The 18,233-nt window shown below is 46.8% G+C and carries 18 protein-coding genes; 1 reads left to right on the forward strand and 17 read right to left on the reverse strand.

Annotated elements, in window-relative coordinates:
• Positions 1-71 precede the first annotated feature (71 nt).
• From AN618_RS01355 to AN618_RS01430, 16 genes are all read right to left on the reverse strand, one after another.
• Positions 72-413, reverse strand: a complete 342-nt coding sequence (locus AN618_RS01355) for a histidine triad nucleotide-binding protein (RefSeq protein ID WP_066351129.1) — start codon at positions 411-413, stop codon at positions 72-74.
• A gap of 82 nt (positions 414-495) precedes the next feature.
• Positions 496-1,797: a tRNA (N(6)-L-threonylcarbamoyladenosine(37)-C(2))-methylthiotransferase MtaB gene (mtaB, locus tag AN618_RS01360; protein WP_066351131.1), complete on the reverse strand. Its 1,302-nt coding sequence runs from the start codon at positions 1,795-1,797 to the stop codon at positions 496-498.
• A 6-nt stretch (positions 1,798-1,803) separates the two neighbouring features.
• On the reverse strand, positions 1,804-2,562 hold the full coding sequence (locus tag AN618_RS01365; protein ID WP_066351132.1) for a 16S rRNA (uracil(1498)-N(3))-methyltransferase: 759 nt from the start codon (positions 2,560-2,562) through the stop codon (positions 1,804-1,806).
• A gap of 10 nt (positions 2,563-2,572) precedes the next feature.
• Positions 2,573-3,511: a 50S ribosomal protein L11 methyltransferase gene (gene prmA, locus AN618_RS01370; RefSeq protein WP_066351134.1), complete on the reverse strand. Its 939-nt coding sequence runs from the start codon at positions 3,509-3,511 to the stop codon at positions 2,573-2,575.
• A gap of 15 nt (positions 3,512-3,526) precedes the next feature.
• The gene (dnaJ, locus tag AN618_RS01375) at positions 3,527-4,672 is read right to left on the reverse strand and encodes a molecular chaperone DnaJ (protein WP_066351137.1); all 1,146 of its coding nucleotides are present in this window, start codon (positions 4,670-4,672) and stop codon (positions 3,527-3,529) included.
• A 43-nt stretch (positions 4,673-4,715) separates the two neighbouring features.
• A complete protein-coding gene (dnaK, locus tag AN618_RS01380) occupies positions 4,716-6,578 on the reverse strand; it encodes a molecular chaperone DnaK (protein ID WP_066351139.1) in 1,863 nt (620 codons plus the stop codon).
• Between the two features lie 15 nt (positions 6,579-6,593).
• Entirely contained in the window at positions 6,594-7,193 is a 600-nt protein-coding gene (gene grpE / locus AN618_RS01385) for a nucleotide exchange factor GrpE (protein ID WP_245628336.1), read from the reverse strand.
• Between the two features lie 16 nt (positions 7,194-7,209).
• The gene (locus tag AN618_RS01390) at positions 7,210-8,796 is read right to left on the reverse strand and encodes a TCP-1/cpn60 chaperonin family protein (protein WP_083514981.1); all 1,587 of its coding nucleotides are present in this window, start codon (positions 8,794-8,796) and stop codon (positions 7,210-7,212) included.
• An 18-nt stretch (positions 8,797-8,814) separates the two neighbouring features.
• Complete coding sequence (gene hrcA / locus AN618_RS01395; protein WP_066351146.1) at positions 8,815-9,846, reverse strand: heat-inducible transcriptional repressor HrcA; 1,032 nt, start codon at positions 9,844-9,846, stop codon at positions 8,815-8,817.
• Positions 9,847-9,912: 66 nt separating this feature from the next.
• Complete coding sequence (locus tag AN618_RS01400; RefSeq protein ID WP_066351150.1) at positions 9,913-10,818, reverse strand: RluA family pseudouridine synthase; 906 nt, start codon at positions 10,816-10,818, stop codon at positions 9,913-9,915.
• Between the two features lie 18 nt (positions 10,819-10,836).
• Entirely contained in the window at positions 10,837-11,964 is a 1,128-nt protein-coding gene (gene hemW / locus AN618_RS01405) for a radical SAM family heme chaperone HemW (protein WP_066351153.1), read from the reverse strand.
• A gap of 5 nt (positions 11,965-11,969) precedes the next feature.
• Positions 11,970-13,772, reverse strand: a complete 1,803-nt coding sequence (gene lepA, locus AN618_RS01410; protein WP_066351154.1) for a translation elongation factor 4 — start codon at positions 13,770-13,772, stop codon at positions 11,970-11,972.
• Positions 13,773-13,836: 64 nt separating this feature from the next.
• Entirely contained in the window at positions 13,837-14,175 is a 339-nt protein-coding gene (locus AN618_RS01415) for a hypothetical protein (protein WP_066351157.1), read from the reverse strand.
• 59 nt (positions 14,176-14,234) lie between these two features.
• Positions 14,235-15,383, reverse strand: coding sequence for a stage II sporulation protein P (gene spoIIP, locus AN618_RS01420; RefSeq protein WP_066351159.1), 1,149 nt, complete (start codon positions 15,381-15,383; stop codon positions 14,235-14,237).
• 60 nt (positions 15,384-15,443) lie between these two features.
• The gene (gene gpr / locus AN618_RS01425) at positions 15,444-16,412 is read right to left on the reverse strand and encodes a GPR endopeptidase (RefSeq protein ID WP_066351161.1); all 969 of its coding nucleotides are present in this window, start codon (positions 16,410-16,412) and stop codon (positions 15,444-15,446) included.
• A 12-nt stretch (positions 16,413-16,424) separates the two neighbouring features.
• Positions 16,425-16,751 carry a phage holin family protein gene (locus AN618_RS01430; RefSeq protein ID WP_066351372.1) on the reverse strand — a complete coding sequence of 109 codons (327 nt, stop codon included), beginning with the start codon at positions 16,749-16,751 and terminating at the stop codon, positions 16,425-16,427.
• 126 nt (positions 16,752-16,877) lie between these two features.
• Here AN618_RS01430 and rpsT point away from each other — a divergent pair, with 126 nt between their 5' ends.
• On the forward strand, positions 16,878-17,150 hold the full coding sequence (rpsT, locus tag AN618_RS01435; RefSeq protein WP_066351166.1) for a 30S ribosomal protein S20: 273 nt from the start codon (positions 16,878-16,880) through the stop codon (positions 17,148-17,150).
• Positions 17,151-17,250: 100 nt separating this feature from the next.
• On the opposite strand, the gene holA is transcribed toward rpsT, so the two are convergent.
• On the reverse strand, positions 17,251-18,228 hold the full coding sequence (gene holA, locus AN618_RS01440) for a DNA polymerase III subunit delta (RefSeq protein WP_066351168.1): 978 nt from the start codon (positions 18,226-18,228) through the stop codon (positions 17,251-17,253).
• Positions 18,229-18,233 lie beyond the last annotated feature (5 nt).

Here is an 18,233-nt window from a genome sequence, read left to right on the forward strand (position 1 = left end):
CTTTACTCCCTCCCCCCACACTTTACTTTTAACTTGAGAAAAAATTATTCGAATTTGTGTTTTCGGCAGTATTAGCCGGGAGGCCAGGTCATAAACCTGCCGCCCAGTAAGTGGAAATGAAGGTGATGTACCGTTTGCCCTCCATCGTCTCCCGTGTTTACTACCAACCTGAAACCTTTTTTATCTATGTTATTCTCCCTAGCGAGACTTTGCGCTACCTTTACTATTTTCTTCACTATGTCGCCGTTATTTTCATCCACTTCCATTATAGAACTCAGGTGGTTTTTGGGAATGATAAGGAGATGGATGGGCGCCTGAGGATTTATATCCTTGAAAGCGAGTACATCCTCGTCCTCATAAACCACAGCAGCTGGAATCTCCTTTTTTACTATTTTACAGAAAACGCACTCCACCTTCCCACCTCCTTTTCGTCTTAAAGATATTTAAAGTTTAATGGAATTATTCCACATTCGACCTGGATTTTCCTTCTCCCACTCAAATTTTTTTAATGTTTCCCAGGATAAATTCGTCCTCATTCTTGATTAATTCAACTTTAAGAAGCTCATTCCTTAATTCTTCTCCGGAACGCACCCCTACTTTTATATAATTGCCGGTATGGCCGAAGTATATGTCTCCATCCCTTTCTTCAAAAAGCACGTCAATAACTTTACCGACAAACTTTTCTCTGAAATTTCTTTCGAGTTTTTTGCTCAAGATGATAAGTTCGCGGCTTCGCTTCTCTTTCAATTCGGCCGGCACCTGCTCGGGCATTTTTGCTGCGGGAGTCCCCTTCCTCGGAGAAAACTTAAACACGTGGAGCCGGCTGAATTCTATTTTTTCTATAAATTCCCGGGTATCTTCAAAATCTTCATCGGTCTCCCCGGGAAAGCCTACTATCACATCGGTGGTAATGGCCACATCGGGCATGATCTTTTTTATGAATTGAATCCTCTCCTCGAATTCCGATACTGTGTAGCGCCGGTTCATCAGCTTCAATATTCTGTCGCTTCCGCTCTGCAGGGGGATATGGAAATGATGGCAGAAATTTTCAACAGCCGCTAATTTCTTTATGAAATCATCGCTCAATTCCATCGCTTCAATGGAACTCAGGCGAATCCTCTTTATGCCTTCTATTTTCGAAAGTTTTTCTATCACGTCGTAAAGGGCAGGCCCATTTTCAAAATCCGCGCCGTAAAGCCCTAGGTGGATTCCCGTGAGCACGATCTCCTTGAAGCCGTCTTTTGCCAGGTTTTCAGCTTCCTTCAGAATGCTGTCTAGGGGCCTGCTGCGGACCGGTCCCCGCACGTACGGTATTATGCAGTAGGAGCAGAACATATTGCACCCTTCCTGGATTTTTAAAAAAGCCCGGGTGCGCTGCCTGTAGCCTTTAAAAGCTATTTCCTCGAAGGTCCTCACCTTCATTATATCTTCAACATCCACAATTCTTGCATCGCCTTTTTTTGCCCGCTCCACGAGGTCCACTATCTTGTGCCGGTCTTTCGTGCCCACCACCACGTCAACGCCGGGTATTTGCAAAATTTCGTCCGCATTCATTTGAGCATAGCACCCTACAACGGCAACCGTGGCACCGGGGTTCCTTCTGGTAGCCTGTCTTATTATCTGCCTCGACTTCCTCGCTCCCTCGTTAGTGACAGTGCATGTATTGATAACGTACACATCCGCCACGTCATTGAAATCAACCAGTTCATAGCCCCTTTCTTTAAACAACTCGGCCATGGCATCGGATTCGTACTGGTTGACCTTGCATCCTAAAGTGTAAAAAGCTACTTTCGGCATGATGATTTACTCAACCACCTCCCCAAAATCTCCAAATTCGTACATCAACACGGTATTGACCGCGAATCCCGCCGTTTCGGTCCTCAAAATCCGCTTACCCAGGCTAACCGTGACCGCTCCCGACTCCCTTGCCTTTTTTATTTCGTCCTCCGAAAAACCTCCTTCCGGCCCAATCAAAACCGCAATTTCCCTTATCTTTTCCGAAAAGGATGACAAAAAAGGCTTTAAAAAGATCTTTCGCTCTTCTTCCCAGGGCACCAGGACCAGAGGGTATTTTTTCAAGGCCGCAACGCACTCGTCGAAGTCAACCGGCCCGTGCACTTTCGGCAGGTCCGGCCTCCGGCATTGCTTCGCGGCCTCCTTTACTATTTTCTGCCATCTTTCCGTTCTGCTCTTCATCTTCTTCCTATCTATTTCCACCACTGTGCGCTTGGTTATGACCGGGACGAATTCCGCAACCCCGAGTTCGGTATTTTTCTGCAGTATAAAATCGAACTTTTGCCCCTTCGGAACGCCCTGGAACAACGTTATGCGCGGACCTCTCATCTCAAAATTATTTTTTTCAATTATCTTTACTTTTATTTTTTTGCCGCCAAAAAGCACTTCAACTATTTGAGCCTTACACACCGTGTCCCTGCCGTTGGAAATTTGCAAATCATCGCCTTTCCCCATTCTCAGGACATTCGCTATGTGGTGGGCATCCTCTCCGGTAATCTCTATCACGTCATCTAAATTCATATTTTCCTGAACAAAAAAAAGGGGCATTGCCTCTCACCTACTTTTCTGCCCTTTGACGCAATCGGGATACGAGCGTTATCCAATCGCCCTTTTCCATTTCCTCAACCACATCAAAACCCGCATTTTCCAAAGCTCGGCATACAGGCAATTTTTTGTCTTTAATTATTCCGGAACAAATAAAAAAGCCTCCATCCTTTAGATTTGCAGCTGCATCAGCAGCCATCTCCACTATCACGTCGGCTATTATATTGGCAACTATTATGTCGGCCTTAAAGTTTGTCCCCCTTAATCCGTCGCCCCTTACTACTTCTACCTGCCCTACGCCGTTTCTTTCCACATTTTCCTCGGCCACTTTCACAGCAACCTGGTCCTTATCTATAGCGAGCACCTTGGCCGCTCCTAGTTTTGCAGCCGCTATTGAAAGTATCCCGGAACCGCAGCCCACATCTATCACGGTTTGGCCTTCCTTGACATATCTTTCCAAAAGCTCCAGGCACATAGCGGCTGTTTCATGGGTCCCCGTCCCGAAAGCCATTCCAGGGTCTAACTCTATCACCACTTCCCCGGCTTTCGGTTCATAATCCAGCCAGGAAGGCTTTATAACCAACCTCTCCCCGATACGCAATATCTGGTAATAGGCCTTCCACGCGTTGGCCCAGTCGCTCTCTTCTACAAAGGATACTTCCATCTCGCCGCTTCCCAGGTCGAGCCCGAACCTGGGAAGCTCGGCAATTCTCCTTCCGATTTCCTGCAAAAGTTCGTTCACTTGCTCGGATTCAGGAAGGTACCCTGTCACGATGGCCTGCTCGAAGTCAATGCCTTCGGGAATTTCCACGTAATCCCATGTATCTTCGCGGTTCAGCAAATCTTTAGGGTCTTCGATGACCACTCCGGCAGCCCCTGCCTCGTAAAAGATATTGGCTATGGCTTCTATAGCTTCGGTCGAAGTTTTTACTTTAATTTCCATCCATTTCATTTTTTTCCTCCTACATCAAACGCCAAAGGCGTCTCTCATCTTATCAAAAAAACCTTTGTGTGGCTGTTTTACGTCTTCACCGCTTATTTCGGCAAACTTTCTCAATAATTCCTTTTGTTTTTCACTTAATTTTTTTGGTATCACTACGTTTACCTTCACGTGCAAGTCACCGCGCCCGTACCCTCTAAGATGGGGCATTCCCTTGCCCTTTATCCTGAATCTAGTGCCGGGCTGGGTTCCTTCGGGTATCTTTAACTTTACCCGGCCGTCGAGGGTAGGAACTTCTATTTCCGCACCCAGAGCGGCCTGCACGAATGAAATCGGAGCTTCGTAAATAAGGTCGTCACCTTGCCGTATAAAAAGCCTGTGGGGTTTCACGTGGATAACAACATATAGGTCACCGGCAGGACCGCCCCTTGCACCCGGTTCGCCTTCACCTGCTAGTCGCAATTTAGAACCGGTGTCTACTCCCGGAGGAATCTTCACCTTTATTTTGCGCGAAGCCCTTATATTTCCCGTGCCGCGGCATTCAGGACATGGTTCTTCTATAACAATACCAGTACCCTGACATCTTGTGCAAGTGGTTATGCTTATATATCTTCCAAAAGGCGTGTTTTGCACCTGCTTCACCTGACCGCTTCCACCGCAAACGGGACAGGTCTTTGCACCGGTTCCCGGCTTCGCGCCGGTGCCGCCGCATCTCGGACACGATTCCGTCCGGTAAAGCTCAATCTCCTTTTCAGCACCCAAAAAAGCTTCTTCCAAAGTTATTTCAAGGTCATACCTAATATCGGCGCCACGAACGGGCCCTTTTTTCCTCGGCTCACCGAAACCTCCGAAAAAGCTATCGAAAATGTCTCCGAAGATGTCCCTTCCGAAATCGAAATCTCCAAAATCGCCAAAGTCCCCGCCGCCGAAATCCCCTTGAGCGGCATTCGGGTCAACACCTACATGGCCGAATTTGTCGTACATGGCCCTCTTTTGGGGGTCGCTCAATACCTGATAAGCCTCATTTATCTCCTTGAATTTTTCGGCGGCATCAGGGCTTTTGTTGACGTCAGGGTGGTACTGCCGGGCCAGTTTCCTGTAAGCTTTTTTTATTTCTTCTTCGGTGGCATCTTTCCCCACTCCGAGGATTTCGTAGTAATCCTTCTTGCTCAATTGTTATCACTCCAATAAAAGTCAGCCCGAAAGGGCTGACTTTTTATTTTTGCTCTCTTTTATCTTCGTCGTTGACGAATCTATAGTCGGCATCCACCACTTTCTCATCCTTCGCGCCGCCGGTGTTATTTCCAGCCTGATATGTGTAAGTTCCGCCAGGGTTGCCTCCGGTTCCCTGCGAACTATAGAGCCTTGTAGATATATCGTAGAAGGCTTTGGTGAGGTCGTCGGTGGCTTTTTTAATTTTTTCCACATCGTCGCTTTCTATGGCCTTCCTGACGTTTTCGATTTCCTTTCTCACCTTTTCGGCTTCTTCCGGCTTTATCTTATCCTTCAATTCGTTCAGCATCTTCTCCGACTGGTAGATAAGAGAATCTGCGTGATTTTTCGCCTCGACCTTTTCCTTCCTTTTTCTGTCTTCTTCGGCATATTTTTCCGCATCTCTTATCATTCTCTGGATTTCCTCTTCCGTCAAGTTGGTCGAGGAGGTAATAGTAATCTTTTGCTCCTTTCCGGTTCCCAAATCTTTTGCCGATACGTGGACTATGCCGTTAACATCAATGTCAAATTTTACCTCAATACGCGGCACACCCCTCGGAGCCGGCGGTATACCTGTGAGCTGGAACCTGCCTAATGTCACGTTATCGGCAGCCATCGGCCTTTCGCCCTGCAGCACGTGGATGTCTACCGTCGTCTGGTTGTCGGCGGCCGTAGTAAATATCTGGCTTCTTGAAACAGGGATGGTAGTGTTCCTCTCTATGATCTTCGTAAAGACGCCTCCTAAGGTCTCTATACCGAGCGAAAGGGGCGTTACGTCAAGGAGAACCACATCTTTAACTTCACCTGCTAGTACGCCGGCCTGAATGGCAGCTCCCATGGCCACCACTTCATCGGGATTCACACCCTTGTGCGGCTCTTTACCCAAAAATCTCCTTATCGCTTCCTGAACCGCCGGTATGCGCGTCGAACCACCTACCAGTATTACCTTGTCTATATCTTCCGGCCTCAATCCGGCGTCCTTCAAAGCCTGCTCAGTGGGCCCCAAGGTGGCTTCTACCAGATCCCTTGTAAGTTCCTCGAATTTGGCCCTCGTCAGGGTCATTTCGATGTGCTTTGGTCCGCTGGCATCAGCCGTGATGAAAGGAAGGCTTATGGTGGTCTCCAGCATGCTTGAAAGCTCTATCTTGGCCTTCTCAGCCGCTTCTTTCAACCGCTGCAGGGCCATTCGGTCTTTCCTGAGGTCAATGCCGTGCTCTTTCAAAAATTCTTCCGCTATATAATCTATTATCCTCTGGTCGAAATCGTCGCCTCCAAGCCTGTTGTTGCCGCTGGTAGCCTTCACCTCGAATACCCCATCGCCCAGCTCGAGGATGGAGACGTCAAACGTACCTCCGCCCAAGTCGAAAACCAGTATGGTTTGATCGTTTTCCTTGTCGAGTCCATAAGCCAAGGCGGCTGCGGTCGGTTCGTTTATTATTCTCAGGACCTCGAGTCCTGCTATCCTTCCGGCATCCTTCGTGGCCTGACGCTGGCTGTCGGTAAAATAGGCCGGTACGGTTATAACCGCCTGAGTAATCTTTTCTCCCAAATACGCTTCGGCGTCCTGTTTTATTTTTTGCAGAATCATGGCCGAGATTTCCTGTGGGGTGTAAAGCTTGCCGTCTATGTTTACTTTGTAGTCCGTTCCCATGTGCCTTTTTATCGATATCACGGTTCTTTCGGGATTAAGTATGGCCTGCCTTTTGGCCATCTGTCCTACCAGACGCTGACCATCCTTGGTAAAAGCTACAACGGATGGTGTTAGTCTCGAACCCTCCGCATTGGGTATTATAACCGGCTGACCGCCCTCTATGTATGCGGCCACCGAGTTGGTCGTTCCAAGGTCTATACCTATAATTCTGCCCATATTACGCCACCTCCGCTATTTTTTTGCTACTTTGACAAGGCTCGGTCTTATAACTTTTGAATGGTAAGTATAACCTTTTCGCAGTACCTCCACTACCGTATCGCTTTCGTATTCGTCAGTTTCCACCGTCATAATGGCTTCGTGCAACTGAGGGTCGAAAGGCTTGCCTTCGGCCTCTATTTCCTCCACGCCGTACTTGTTTAATACGCCTTTCATCTGATTATATATGAGCTTTATTCCCTCGTAAATTGCACTGTTTTTATCTTCGAGCGAGTCAATGGCTCTCTCGAAATTATCCAAAACGGGAATGATGTCTTTTATCAGCTGCTCTCCGGCATAAAGTTGCATGCGCTCCATTTCTTTTTGAGTTCTTTTCTTAAAGTTATCGTAGTCGGCCAGCGCTCTGAGCCAAAGTTCCTTGTACTTGGCCGCCTCATTTTCTTTTTCCTCCAAGGCTTTTCTTAGTTCCTCGGTTTCACAAGATTCTTCGGACAATGAAACCGAGCCTTCGCCGTTTTGGATGTCCTGGCAACTAGATTCATCTTTTTCTTCTTCTTTTTTATCTTCCATTTCATTTTTTTGGTCAATGTTCTTTTCGTCCTCTTTTTCCGCCAATTTATATCACCTCGCATTAGAAATCCATTTCGCCCACACCGGCTGCCGGTTCGGAACTCCCCCTTGCCGCGGGTCCTTCATCCCGCTTTTTGATGATGGTATCTATCCTCAAAATAGCCTGGGCAATTTCGCCTGCCGCTTTAATCGCATGGATTTTTACGAGAGCTGGATCGAGCACTCCTAACTCCGTCATGTCGGCGAGCTCTCCGGTGTCGCAATTGACCCCTATCGCATCGCTGCCCTTTTCAGCTTGGGTGTAAATTACTTCCTCCAATTTTTCCAAGGGGTTGAAGCCTGCATTGTAGACAATCTGCGACAGAGGACGCTTTAAGGCCGCTATAACGCAGTCGATGCCGTAGGAGGCCATTCCTTTTATTTTTTCCCTTTCTCTCTCAAGTTCCCGGGCCACCGCAACCTCCACAGCTCCACCACCCGGTACCACCCCGCCTTTTACCGCTGCCTGTAATGACGATGCTGCATCTTTTGCGATTCTCTCTCTTTCGCCGACAATCTCGGCGGTGGCGGCACCCACCAAGATGGTGGCCATGGGTTTGCCTTCTCCGCCTTCGATCCTCAAGTGCTCCAGCTTCTCGTCTTCGTAGGCTTTTTTCGCGCGACCTATGTAACTTTTGATTTCGTCAATGGATTTTTTCAGCCCCGCCTTTTTCATTATCCTGGCTCCCGTATGCTCTGCGACCCTTTCCAGGTCCTTGGCGGATACCCTCTCCAGCGCGATTACACCGGCATCGGTGAGCATTTCTTCCGCTTCCCCCGATATCCCCTTGCTCACCAGAACCAGGTTGACTTTGAGTTCTATCAACTTTTTGAGGTTTTCCCTGAATTCCTCCTGAAGGGCCATGTACCTGGCAAAACCGGATTCCGTGCTGAGCGCTCCTTCTTCTATTTGCTCCGGCTCTAAAGCGTCATCTATGACCAACACCCTTACATCCTCAAGTTCCCTGGGCATTTGCTTGTTTACCTTTTCTTTGTCGACAATCACGCCGAGAAAGACCTCATTTTCCGCTCCTTCGCGCGCCATCACGATGTCCCTTAACTTGAAATTCTTTTCCTTTAACTTTTCCTCTCCGATAAGTTTTGCGGCCTGTGTCACCAATTCCGCGATGTCTTCGTGTTCCCTGCCGGCGATATAAGCTATATCCCTTAAAGCGGGGTCATCTATCCCTTTTACGGGGATAGATTTGGCAATTAGTATTTCCTGGGCTTTCTTAACTCCGTGCTTTATCCCCTCAATGACTTTGGCCACCGGCACGCCTCTTAAAATCTGGTTTACCCCTTCCGACACCATCGCACCGGCCATTATGGTGGTGGTCGTGGTTCCGTCACCCACTTCCTCCTGCTGGGCTTTGGCAATATTTATAAGCATCTTTGCCGCGGGATGATTGATATCCATCAGTTTTAGTATCGTCACGCCGTCATTGGTAACAGTGACTTCCCCAAACCTGTCCACCAGCATGATGTCCAGCCCTTTGGGACCTATGGTTCCTTCCACCGCTGAAGCCACGGCCCTAATGGCATTGGCGTTTGTTAAAAAAGCGGCAAATTTTTCGTCGACTTCCTGACCGTTGTTATTTTTAAAGTTCAATACGATTACCTCCCGTCTTTAAATCAAAGTGGAAAGCGTTTCGTTCAGGTAGTTCGTAACTTTATTCAGAATGGACACGACTTTGGAGTAATCCATCCTGGTGGGACCTATTACTCCGAAAATCCCCAGGTTTTTCCCTCCGGCCGTTAAGTTGGTGGTAATTATGCTGAATTCCTGCAGTTCCTTCCAGGGGTTTTCGTTCCCGATGCTTATCGTTATTTGATTGGGTTTCGATGTATACTTTAGCACCCTTATCATGAAATCTTCCTCTTCTATCAGGGAAAGGAAATTCCTCGCCTTTTCCACATCTTTGAATTCGGGGAAATCCAGCATCCTGGAACTTCCGCTTGCAAATACTTTGCCGTTTTCCTTAGCTTCCTCAAGCCTTTCTATAAGCACGCGTATGAAGGCGTCCAGCGTCATCTCGTACTCTCTCATCTCGCTCTTTATCCGCTCCATATAGTCCGGTGTGATTTCATCCACGGTCCTTTCCACCAGGTAGTGGTTGAACAAGTTGGATATGCGCGTCAGGTCGGAATCCGTCAGGTTTTCCGGAAGTTCTACAATTTGATGAACGACGGCGCCGTAATTGGTGACTATAATTAAAAGCCCTTTTTCTTTGCTTAATTTCAGTATCTCCACGTGCTTTAGCCTGCTTTCGTGAAGCTGTGGTCCTACGATGATCGAGGTGTAATTCGTCAGGTTCGATATAACCCGGCTAGTCTCTTCGATTAAGTCCTCCAGCTCCTTTATTCGCTTTTTAAACAGTTGCCTTATTGCATGCAGCTCTTTTTCGGTAAGCTCTACCACAGGCATGAGAAAATCCACGTAAAACCTGTAGCCTTTATCTGAAGGAATCCGCCCCGCCGACGTATAAGGCTGGGCAAGATAACCCAGCTCTTCCAGGTCCGCCATTTCGTTCCGTATGGTGGCCGGACTTATCCCCATCCTGTATTTCCGGGCGATAGTCCTCGACCCCACGGGCTCGGCGGTGGCAATATAATCCACCACTATAGCCCTCAGGATCTTTATTTTCCTATCGTCCAACATGCGTAAAGCACCTCTTTAAATTAGCACTCTCGACAAGAGAGTGCTAAAATCCTATCTTAATAAATATCACTTCGCCTTTTCTTTGTCAAGAGAGCCGAAAACCGCACCGGAATCGCCGGCTTCTTCCATGAGAGAAAGCATATCTAAAGGCAATAGAGCTTTAAAAGCGACTCTAGTTCCCTTAAGTGGATAGAAAAAGGACATCTCGGCGCAGTGCAGTGCCTGCCGCTTAATTTTATCGTTTTTTCCGCCGTACAGGGTATCACCGGCTACCGGATGTCCTAAATGACTCAAATGAACTCTTATCTGATGTGTTCGGCCAGTTAAGGGCTTTACCTCCAGCACCGTGTAGCCCTTCAGCCGCCTCAAAACTTTAAAGTGCGTTACGGCTTTTTTGCCGCTCTCCGTAACCCTTCTTTCGATTAAACTTTCCTCTTTCCGCCCGATCTTTTCCTCTATAACCCCCCGCTCTTCTTTCACTGAACCCTCCACAACGGCAACGTATATTTTTTCTATGCGGCCGTGAGCTTGGAGAAAACCGTGCATGTACTGGTTTAAGGCAATTACCAAAACCCCCGATGTATCCCTGTCGAGGCGGTTTACCGGGTGAAAGCCTCCCCTTTTGCCCTTTTTGTTCAAGTAATGCATAACACCGTTGGCAATGGTGCCGTCGCGGCAAAAGGGGGTAGGGTGCACCACGACTCCCGGCTGTTTATTCAATACTATTATATGCTCATCCTCATAGAGGATATTTATCGGCACATAGGAAGGCTTGATCTTTGACTCTTCGGATAAATCCACTTCCACGATGTTACCGGATGTTACCTTCGCGCTCGCGAAAACCTTTTCGCCGTTGAGAAATATTTTCCCTTCCCTTTTCAATCTCCGCAATGCCCTGCCGGAAAAGCCCCTGGCTTTGAGAAATTCTCCTACCGTCAATCCTTCATGCACTTCATCCACGATAAATTTCATGGAATTCCCCTCTTAAATCTACGGTAAAAATTCCACAAAAACTTCGTTAGCAAGATCAAGGCCCTTTTTGGTTAGTTTCACGTATTCTTTGCCGTTGACGATAAGCCCTTTTTTCTCTAGCTTCTCTAGCACTTCACCGTAGACCAAATCTATGTCTTTTTTGAATCGCTCGTAAAACTTGGCTTTATCAACCCCTTTTATAAGCCTCAATCCCAATATAACAAATTCAGCCTGCTGTTCCGGTTCGGAAATCCTTTCCCGGCTTTCCACCGCTTCGCCTTTGGCCTTTACTTTCTCGATGTAATCCTTTAAGCCGTATGCATTGTAGAAACGAACCCCGTCCATAAACGAATGGGCTCCGGCCCCTAGCCCCAAATATTCACCGTAAGTCCAATAAACCAAATTATGCTTACACTCCCTTCCGGGCTTCGCAAAATTGGAGATTTCGTAATGCGAATATCCTCCATCTTCCAGTATCCTCGTTGCCGAATGGTACATGATCCTTTCTTCGTCCTCGGAAGGAAGAAAAAGCAACCCTTTTTCTTTCAATTCGTAAAACTTTGTACCTTCTTCGACACTGAGGCTATAGCAGGATACGTGCTCCGGTGACAAGTCCAGCAGCTTTCTCAGGGAATTCAGGAAATCTTCCACCCTTTGCCGCGGCAGTCCAAAAATTAAATCCACATTGATGTTGTTAAATCCGGCTTCTCTCGCCATGAAAAATTTTTTTAAGAAGCCCTCCGCGTTATGAATCCTGCCGATTGCCTTTAAAAGTTCGTCGTTAAAGGACTGCAATCCTAAACTGAGCCGATTAACCCCGCCTTCCCTCAGGACCTCAAGCTTCTCCCTTGTAACCGTCTCCGGATTGGCCTCCACGGTGAATTCCAGCTCGGTGCTTACATTAAAGGCCCCGCGAATTGCCTCAAGAAGAGACGATAATTCTTTTTCGTTTAAAACCGTGGGGGTCCCGCCGCCGATGTATATACTGCTTATTCTTCTTTCAATATTCGAATAAAAAGAAATTTCCCTTTTCAGGGAATCCAGGTATGAAGGTACGTATTCCAGTTCGGTGTAGGAGTTAAAATCGCAGTAAGCACATCTTTTAATGCAAAAAGGGATGTGGATATAAAGCGCCAGAGCATCCATGATACCTACCCCATCTTTAACACCGACATGAAAGCTTCCTGCGGAACTTCCACCTTTCCGAGCTGCCGCATCCTCTTTTTGCCTTCCTTTTGCTTTTCCAAGAGTTTCTTTTTTCTCGTGACATCCCCGCCGTAGCACTTGGCCAGCACGTTTTTCCTCAAGGCCTTTATGGTCTCCCTCGCAATTATGCGCCCTCCTATGGCCGCCTGGATGGGTATCTCAAAAAGGTGCCTCGGGATTACTTCCTTCAATTTTTCAACCAGCTGCCTTGCTCTGGTGTACGCCTTTTCTTTGTGGACTATAAAGGAAAGCGCATCGACCAATTCGCCGTTTATCAAAATATCCACCTTGCACAGGTCCGACTTTCTGTAACCGATAACCTCGTAATCCAAAGAAGCATAACCTTTTGTTCTGGATTTTAGCTGATTGAAGAAATCGTAAATTATCTCCGAAAGGGGCATATCGTAGCGCAGAAGAACCCTTTTTTCGCTGAGGTACTGCATGTCCTTAAAATTCCCGCGCTTTTCCTGACAGAGTTCCATCACCGGCCCGACGTATTCAGTGGGGAGCATTATAGAAGCTTCCACGTAAGGCTCTTCTATATGCTCTATTTTCGACGGCTCCGGAAAATTGGTCGGGTTGTCCACCATTACTTCCTCGCCGTTAGTCTTTTTTATTTTGTATACGACGCTCGGTGCCGTCGTTATGAGGTTTATACCATATTCCCTTTCAAGGCGTTCCTGAACGATTTCCATGTGGAGTAATCCCAAAAACCCGCAGCGAAAGCCGAAGCCCAGCGCCGCAGAAGTTTCGGGTTCAAAAAACAGCGAAGCATCGTTAAGCTGCAGTTTTTCCAAAGCTTCTCTCAATTTTTCGTAATCCTCGCCGTCGGCCGGATAAACGCCGCAAAAGACCATGGGAACGGCTTTTTTATAGCCGGGGAGCGGTTGTTTTGCCGGATTTTCCGCGTCGGTAATGGTGTCTCCGACCCTGGTGTCCTTCACGTTTTTTATGCCTGCCACGACGTATCCCACTTCACCCGCCCTGAGACTGTCGGTACTCACCATCTCGGGACTAAATATGCCGACTTCCGTCACTTCAAATATTTTGCCCGTTGACATCATTTTTATCTTCCGTCCCGGTTCGATTTTCCCCTCCACAATTCGAACAAATGCTATGGCTCCTTTGTATGAATCGTAAAGGGAATCGAAAATGAGCGCCCTCAAAGGTTCAGCTTCCGAACCCTTAGGCGCCGGTATCTTCTTTACAATCGCCTCGAGCACCTCTTTGATTCCAATCCCTTCTTTTGCCGAAATAAGGAGGGCATCGTCGGCGGGAAGACCGATTACCTCTTCAATTTCCCGCCTTACCCTTTCCGGCTCAGCGCTGGGTAGGTCTATTTTATTTATTACCGGAATTATCTCCAGGTCATGTTCGAGTGCAAGATACGTATTGGCCAGAGTCTGCGCTTCGATGCCTTGGGAAGCATCGATGACAAGCAGTGCTCCTTCGCAGGCGGCAAGGCTCCTTGAAACTTCGTAATTGAAGTCCACGTGTCCCGGTGTATCTATTAGGTTCAAAAGGTATTCGTGACCGTCTTCGGCCCTGTATATCATCCTTACCGCCTTGGCCTTTATGGTAATTCCGCGTTCCCTTTCCAAATCCATCATATCCAGCACTTGCTCTTTTATCTCTCTCTCGGGAATGGTCCCGGTATATTCCAGCAACCTATCTGCCAGGGTGGATTTCCCGTGGTCTATGTGAGCTATGATGCAGAAATTTCTAATCCTATCCTGCGGTATTTTCATAGAGGTTTCCCCCTCTTAAATTTCAAAAAACTTGCCGGTAGAATTAATTATACATGCTGCAACTTTATTTATCAAGAAAAAATCGAAAGTGGGGGAGTTTTGAAGGAGTATACAGCCGCACCATTGTAGGAACACTTATGTCAAAACTCGCTATGCGTATGTCCACCCTCCGGCGGTCGGCGTAGAATTCGCCCAATTCCCATACCATTTTTAACGAATATTGGCGACCGAGAATGGAAAAATGGTAATTCCGCTCGGGCAGCACCTTCATATCGAAAGTGAGAGGCTCCACATCGAGCCCCATCATATAATTGACGCCTCGCTCGGCAGCGCGCAATCCCAGGCAAAGAACCACGGTAAATATTAAAAAAAGTGCGATGAGGTCTTCAATGTAAACATCCATGCCTCGGCAGGCTCCTTTTGCGACATTCTTACCAATTATTTTTAACAAGCAAACTTTTTTTATTCGCCCTGCGGTTTGCTCAAATCTTTAAGGACCTCCGACAAGGCTTTCGCCAGCACCCGCGCCGATTCCATGGATTCTTCCATGGTGTTGCCGTGACTTCCTATCTCCACCAAAAGGGCTTTTTTAGAAACGTGCTGGTTAAACCGCTCCTGCCTGAGGTCAATTTCTCTTGTTATCCCGGGATACAGTTCTTCCAATTTTTCTTGAAGTAAAAGGGCAAATTTATAATTTTCCTTCCAGTGAGGGTGGGGAAAGGTTTTGTCGGTGCCCACCACAAACATTATTCTAGAATAGTACTTATTCTCGATTTTTACAGTAGTCATTTCCCTTGACTTTTGCGGGTCAGAAACCGGCGCGTCCCTGTGAATATCGAGCACCACCTGGATGGACGGATTCTCCTTCAAAACCTTTTCCAAAGTCTTCAGGGAATTTGAATAAGAATACATGTACGTTGGCACGTCATGCACCGTTTTGTCGTGCAAAACCTTTACGCCCAATTTATTCAACTCCGAGGACAGCACTTCGCCCACCCGGACCACGGTGAATCTGAGGTCGGTAGTATGAAACGCCTGATCCCGCGGTTGATAATTATACGCCTTGGACGGCATGTAGGATTCGGTAGTGTGAGTGTGGTAAATCAGCACGATGGGCTTCCCGGCTGCCGGCGTTATCCTTTCAATTTCTATATCCTCTTCCTCAGGAGGTGCAGGTGGAGGGCTTTCAGGGGGTTCGTGTTCATTTTCAACCGCTTCGGGCGGCAGTTCAACTCCCGGCGTTGTGGCCGGTTCAATTTCCATTAAATCCATAAGAGGTATTTGCAAGGCTAGATAGTTCTTTGGTTCAAAAAAATTGAAATTTATCATATTCCGGGGAAATTTTAAAAGAGGTTCTTTAAAACTAAAAAAGACCTCATCTTCGGGCATACAGGCTCGGGCGGCGGGAACCGTCCACAAAAACATCGCACGGAAAAACCGGACATCAAGATTGCCCACCGCCTTCAACCCTTTGCTCTCCTCTATGCTTCCCATCACAGGTACTGATTTTTTGATAAATACAAAACCGGATGTGCATGAGGCAAATAGCAGCAAAAGGGTCATTACGTATAACATCATTTTCCTGATTTTTATTATCCTGACTTTCAGCAAATTTATCCCCTCCGGTTAAGCATATTCACCTAAAACAAAAAAAATGAGGTTTTTTTAACCTCATTGCAAAAACGTGCTGACCTCTTCATAGGATATGCCAGGATGCAGGGCGAGATTCAGGCCTCCGGACAACGTCCTAGAAGTATTTTCAATGAGCGAATCTATTTCCTTTGGAGTTACCACCAGTTCGCCTACAAAAGGATACAGGACCTCTCTTATCAACTGATATTTTTCTTCCATATTCAAGGTTTTCAACATCTTGTAAAACTCGGAACCCGGCTTGGCCTGACGCTCAAATTCCGAAATCAGCATATCCAGCGTATCGCTTGCCACCGTAGCTGCGTCAACTACGGTTGGAACTCCTATGGCTACCACCGGCACTCCTATGCTTTCCCTGCTGATTCCCATGCGCCTATTGCCCACTCCCGAACCCGGCTGGATTCCTGAATCGGAAATCTGAATGGTCGTGCTGATTCTTTCAAGGCTTCTTGCGGCCAAAGCATCTATAACTATTACGAGGTCAGGTTTTATCCTTTCTACCACGCCTTTTATTATCTCTCCCGTTTCTATCCCGGTTATGCCCAGCACTCCCGGGGCCAGCGCGCAAACCGGCCTTATGCCTCTTTTTGTATTAAATTTTTCCGGCATAAACTCTAACAGGTGTTTGGTAACCAGTAACTTTTCGACCACCTTGGGCCCGAGCGAATCCGGAGTGACGTTCCAGTTGCCCAGACCTATCACAAGTACCGTGGAATCCACCGGTAAGTCTATTATGGTTTTTAATTCTTCTGCCAAATTTTTGCTCACTTCTTCAGTCAATTCCGGGTCTTTTTCCCTGAGCCTGGGCACTTCTAAAGTGACGTAATAACCCTTAGGCTTTCCCAAAGCCTTTTCCCCTTCTTCATTCACTATTCTGACTCGACTTATAGTAATTTCCGGCGATTTTTCCGTTTCCACAATGACACCTGGGATTTTCTCCTTTCCGGTCATCTCCCGGGCTTCTATAGCCAGGTCGGTTCTTATGTTTATATTCCATCCCCCCTACCTCAGTTCGGTGGGTACGAAGGCGTCTACTATCCCTATAACAAGCGATGCCAAAAGCGCACCCCACCATGTGACCCTCATCGCCGGCACCAGGAACTGGGCAAAGTAAATAACCACCGCAGCTGTGATAAAGCCCACGATGCCTCGATTTTGAGGAGAAATCTTTTCTCCCAGCAAACTTTCAACGATAAAGCCCAGTATGGCTATAACAATGGCCGCGATCAGGGCTCCCGTAAAACCAGCCACCTGAAATCCGGGTATCAAAAAACTAACCAGCATCAAAACCAAAGCCGACACGATAAACCTGATTATCATTCCCACCATGTCTTTCCCCTCCATATTTTTTAGATTGCTCTTTTATAGCATTCCTCCAGATTTTCATAATATACAGTTGCATTTTAATGGACGAAATGATAAAATAGGTTTAGTGTTTTTAAGGGGGTGAGAAGCTTGCCAAATACAGCATCTGCAAAAAAGAAGCTGCGTCAGGCTAAAAAGAGGACACTCCGCAACAGGCTCGTCAAAGCCAAAGTAAAGGCAGCCATCAAAAAATTCAACGAAGCTCTGCAATCTCAAGATGCCGAAACCATTAAGACCGCCCTCATAGGCGCCGTAAAAGCTCTTGACAAAGCCGCAGCAAAAGGTGTTATCCATAAAAACACGGCAGCCCGCAAAAAATCCAGATTATACAAAAAGCTGAAACAGCTCAGCATTGCCGTTTAATTAAACGCGTAAGCTTAGGCCTTACGCGTTTTTATTTTAACCTTAATTTTAAATAAAATAAAAAAAGGGCCGGTTTGGGCCCATAATGCCAACCCGCCATTCAATTTTTCATCACCCGGGATATTTTCAAAATCAGCATCTCAAGTCCCTTTTTTTCTTCTATTCGGCCTCTTTTCAAATCCAAATCGAATTTTTGGCAGAGCGATAAAATATCCCTTACCTGCTGAACCGTAAAATTTTTAGCCTGCAATAGCATCTTTTTCAAGGCGTAAGGATGAAGATTTAAACCTTTCTGCAGCTCGCTAAAAGTCCGCCCTTCATTCACTTTTATGGCAAAAAGGTTCATGAAGTATCTTGATATCATGAAGAGTATGACCAGCGATTTTTCCCCGGCATACATGAGGTCGTTCAAGATATTAATAGCATGGGAAACTTTCCCCTCGGCTATTGAATCTATTAAGCCGAAAATATTCGCTTCTGTCGACCTGGACATAATACGCTCCAGGTCCTTTTTTTCAATCTTGTTTTTTTCATGGACATAAGCAACTGCCTTTTTTATTTCCCCGTCCACGTGGTAAAGGTCGGAGGTAAACTGCGCCATGAAGGCAGCAGCGGAAGGTTCTATGGATTTTCCGTACTTTAAAGAACGGGACTCAATCCAGCGAACCTTATCTTTAAAGCTCAAAGGAGCAAACTCCTTCACGAATCCTTTTTGCTGAATAACCTTGAATATTTTTTTCCTCCGGTCGACTTTTTCGGCCGAAAAAATGAGGCACAGGTACGGGGGAGTATTTTCCAGAAATTCTACAAAACGGTTTTCAGAGCTTTCGCTTTTTGCTGCGGATTTCCTCCCTTCTTCGAGAAACGCAGCATTCAAAACCGCCACAACCCTCTTTTCGGCCAGCATCGGCACTACCCTCGACACATTTACAATATCGTCGTAAGTGATTTCTTCCCCATCAAGCCTCTGAAAATCCATCGCCTCATACGCCTCAGGAACATATTTATTTTTTATCTTTTCGATAGCTTCCATAATAAGCAATTTTTCCTGACCGTAAAACAAGTAAAGTTCGCCCATCCCTG

It is taken from the genome of Fervidicola ferrireducens (assembly GCF_001562425.1).
Lineage (GTDB): Bacteria > Bacillota > Thermosediminibacteria > Thermosediminibacterales > Thermosediminibacteraceae > Fervidicola > Fervidicola ferrireducens.

What these genes read in the sequence shown, in the direction of transcription:
- mtaB (WP_066351131.1), bottom strand. Translation starts at nt 1,797, where the DNA reads ATGCCGAAAGTAGCTTTTTACACTTTAGGATGCAAGGTCAACCAGTAC.
- AN618_RS01365 (WP_066351132.1), bottom strand. Translation starts at nt 2,562, where the DNA reads ATGCCCCTTTTTTTTGTTCAGGAAAATATGAATTTAGATGACGTGATA.
- prmA (WP_066351134.1), bottom strand. Translation starts at nt 3,511, where the DNA reads ATGAAATGGATGGAAATTAAAGTAAAAACTTCGACCGAAGCTATAGAA.
- dnaK (WP_066351139.1), bottom strand. Translation starts at nt 6,578, where the DNA reads ATGGGCAGAATTATAGGTATAGACCTTGGAACGACCAACTCGGTGGCC.
- hrcA (WP_066351146.1), bottom strand. Translation starts at nt 9,846, where the DNA reads ATGTTGGACGATAGGAAAATAAAGATCCTGAGGGCTATAGTGGTGGAT.
- AN618_RS01400 (WP_066351150.1), bottom strand. Translation starts at nt 10,818, where the DNA reads ATGAAATTTATCGTGGATGAAGTGCATGAAGGATTGACGGTAGGAGAA.
- hemW (WP_066351153.1), bottom strand. Translation starts at nt 11,964, where the DNA reads ATGGATGCTCTGGCGCTTTATATCCACATCCCTTTTTGCATTAAAAGA.
- lepA (WP_066351154.1), bottom strand. Translation starts at nt 13,772, where the DNA reads ATGAAAATACCGCAGGATAGGATTAGAAATTTCTGCATCATAGCTCAC.
- AN618_RS01415 (WP_066351157.1), bottom strand. Translation starts at nt 14,175, where the DNA reads ATGGATGTTTACATTGAAGACCTCATCGCACTTTTTTTAATATTTACC.
- AN618_RS01430 (WP_066351372.1), bottom strand. Translation starts at nt 16,751, where the DNA reads ATGGTGGGAATGATAATCAGGTTTATCGTGTCGGCTTTGGTTTTGATG.
- holA (WP_066351168.1), bottom strand. Translation starts at nt 18,228, where the DNA reads ATGGGCGAACTTTACTTGTTTTACGGTCAGGAAAAATTGCTTATTATG.